This is a genomic window from Desulfobulbaceae bacterium (assembly GCA_015231515.1).
GTDB lineage: Bacteria > Desulfobacterota > Desulfobulbia > Desulfobulbales > VMSU01 > JADGBM01.
The window spans coordinates 1-2,843 of record JADGBM010000203.1 but is presented as its reverse complement, the minus strand read 5'-3'; the positions used below and the strand labels follow the sequence as shown (position 1 = coordinate 2,843).

Sequence of the window (2,843 nt, the reverse complement as noted above, 5' to 3'; positions counted from 1 at the left end):
GTTTTGAGCATGTGCTTTCAAAGGATTTTAAGTCTGTTTCAAAAACTTTTTAATCATGATTTCAATCGCCTGATTTCAATCTGATTTTTGAATAAAAACAAAAATATTGACCTATCGGTCAGAACTAACTAATTTAGCGGGTCAGTGCCTCTTCACGCATCATCGGCTATGAGCCGATCAGGTATACAGTTCAGGCCTTCTCTTTTCAGATTAAAACACATGACCAATTCAGCTGGGTTAGGAACGAAATACAATGGTGACAATTGCAACTCTAGGACCTGTCGAATCTCAATCATGGCAAGCGGTTAAGCAATACCAACCTAAAGCAGATATCCAACTATACAATCGCATATCAGAGGCCCTTGCCGCTTTTGAAGAAGGCCGCGCTGACCTTGCTATCATTCCCATTTATAACACACGGGAAGGCGAGGTCAAAGATGTCCACGTCCTGGAGGGATTAAAAAAAGGACTGTGGGTCGACAATATTGTTATGCCGATCCAGCTTTCACTTGGCTCTATTGATGCTGACACAGAACTGACTGTTCTTTCCGGTTCCTCTGCCATAATTAAACAGTGCGAAGAGTTTATTTCTGCGAACTATCCGGATGCATCAATAACAGTCGTCCATGATCTCACAAACACAATGGCTGAAATCAAAAACAATGGCCTTAAACACCATGGAATTATTGAAACAGAGCGAATTTTAAAATCCAATAATTTCAGCATTCGCCAAAGAGAAGTTGCCCCCCACAACCGCACCCGTTTTGCGGTTATCGGCCCCGCCATCAACAGATCCTCCGGCTATGATGCAACGGCCCTGGTTACGGTTCCCTTAACGGACAGAGTAGGTATTCTCTATGATATTCTCGGTGAGTTTTCGCAACGCGCCATCAATCTACTGGATCTGCACACTGAAAATGACATAAAAACCCAAAAACTTAAAATCTATCTTGAGGCCGAAGGTCATATTGAGGATGGCCCCATCGCTGCGGTCATTAAGCGCCTTGAACAGCATATTGTCCAGGAAGCAAATTCAATTAAAGTCCTGGGCAGTTATCCTCGGGTTGATATGCGAACCAAGCACATCAAAAATTTCGGCTTTATCGGCACAGGCGCAATGAGTCAATGGTTTGCCGAGCGCCTGGAGAATGAAGGCTACCAAACCGTGATCTGTGGTCGCAGTACCTAGTTGAAACCTGAAGATATGATCCCTCAAGTCGATGTTGTGGTTATCTGCGTCCCTATCAGTGCTACCGCTCCCACAATTCGACAGTATGGCCGCCTGCTCAAAGAAAATCAGGCCTTGATCCTCCTTGCTGGCGAGGCGGAAGATACTGTGGCAACCGCTCTTGAATGCACCGTAAAGGATGTCGAAGTTATGCTGGTTCATAACCTTTGGGGACCACAAGCTGCAGCAATGAAAGACAAAAATGCCGCCATCGTTCGAACCCCGAGGAGCGGTAGCCTGTGCAGCGAATTTGAGGCTTTTCTCTATAAACATGGAGCCGAAATTTTCCAGGATACCGCGATTAAGCATGACCTTCTCATGGGGGTCAGCCAGAAACTGCCATCGGCAATCTCCATAGCCCTGGCTATGGCCTTAAAAGATAATGAGATCCTGCCCGAAGATATTGCCAGCCACTCAACCCTGACCTCACTATACGGCATTCTGGCCATGGCTCGGCTGCACGCTCAGAACCCGAGGACCTATGCTGAAATTATGGCTGCCAAAGGTGAAGGGAACAGGGTTTTAGCCAATTTCCAGGAGAACCTCAACCTGGTTGTTGAAATGGGGCTTAACGGTGAGATCGACAAACTCTGCAAGGCAATTGAGCAAAGCAGAGAGTACCTCTCCAAAGAGTTCCTGGAGGCCCGAATGGAACAGTCCTTAGCGGTTGATCAAACCCTCGGGAAAATCCTGCAACGCTAATAAATTCTGGATGAACATTGAACATCCAACATTGAACATCGAATCTCGAATACTACGAATTCAAAAAACATGCTGACCAACCCACTTATCTATCTGGCCCCTCCACTGCTCGGCGCTTTTATTGGCTACATGACCAATTACGTGGCGATCAAAATGCTGTTCAGACCACTGAAACCATGGCGCATCTTCGGTTTCCGCCTGCCCATGACCCCTGGAGTAATCCCTTCAAAACGGTATGAGTTGGCAATAAATATCGGTCGGATGGTCGGCTCCCACCTGCTGACTTCAAGCGATGTCACCCGCGCCCTTAACAAAAAAACTTTTCAGCAGGAGCTCAAGGTACTGGTAACGGTTCGCGTAACCAGTATTCTTAGCAGGGAGCTGGGCCCTCTGCCCAGCATAATCCCTCAACGCTTCCAGTCCTATTTTGATGCCGGTGTAAAAATACTACTCTGGCGGACTCTCAAACTATTACACAGCTACCTGGACAGTGATGCCTTCACCAAGGTACTCGCTCAAACTATAACTGCCAATTTAGATCAACTGCTGGACAAAAATCTCAACAACTACCTTCCCGAAGAGCAGCGCCAAAAAATATTTGGCTTTATTTCCAGTACCACCGAAAGCTTGCTGAAAAAACCCGAAGTCGAACAGTGGATTTCCAAATATCTCGACAAGAAAACGCAGGAAATGCTCATCAGCAATGCCTCCCTTAAAGAGATGCTGCCCAAACAATTACCAGAGCTTGTATCGACACTTATCGAAAAAGAGGCCCCGGCAATTCTTGCAAAAATAAGCCGTATTATTGACGAACCAGAGACCCAGGAAAAAATTGTTATGGGAATCACTGCGGCCATCAATAACTTCATTGCCTCACTTGGCCCGATGGCCGCACTTGCCGGCAGCTTTCTCT

General features: G+C 46.5%; 1 protein-coding gene and 1 pseudogene. Both read left to right on the top strand.

What is annotated here, in order from left to right:
* Positions 1-253 precede the first annotated feature (253 nt).
* Positions 254-1,930: pseudogene (locus tag HQK80_16260) on the top strand (prephenate dehydrogenase/arogenate dehydrogenase family protein).
* Between the two features lie 69 nt (positions 1,931-1,999).
* Positions 2,000-2,843 (top strand): DUF445 family protein (locus tag HQK80_16255; protein MBF0223743.1); only part of this gene is annotated, 844 nt, incomplete at its 3' end.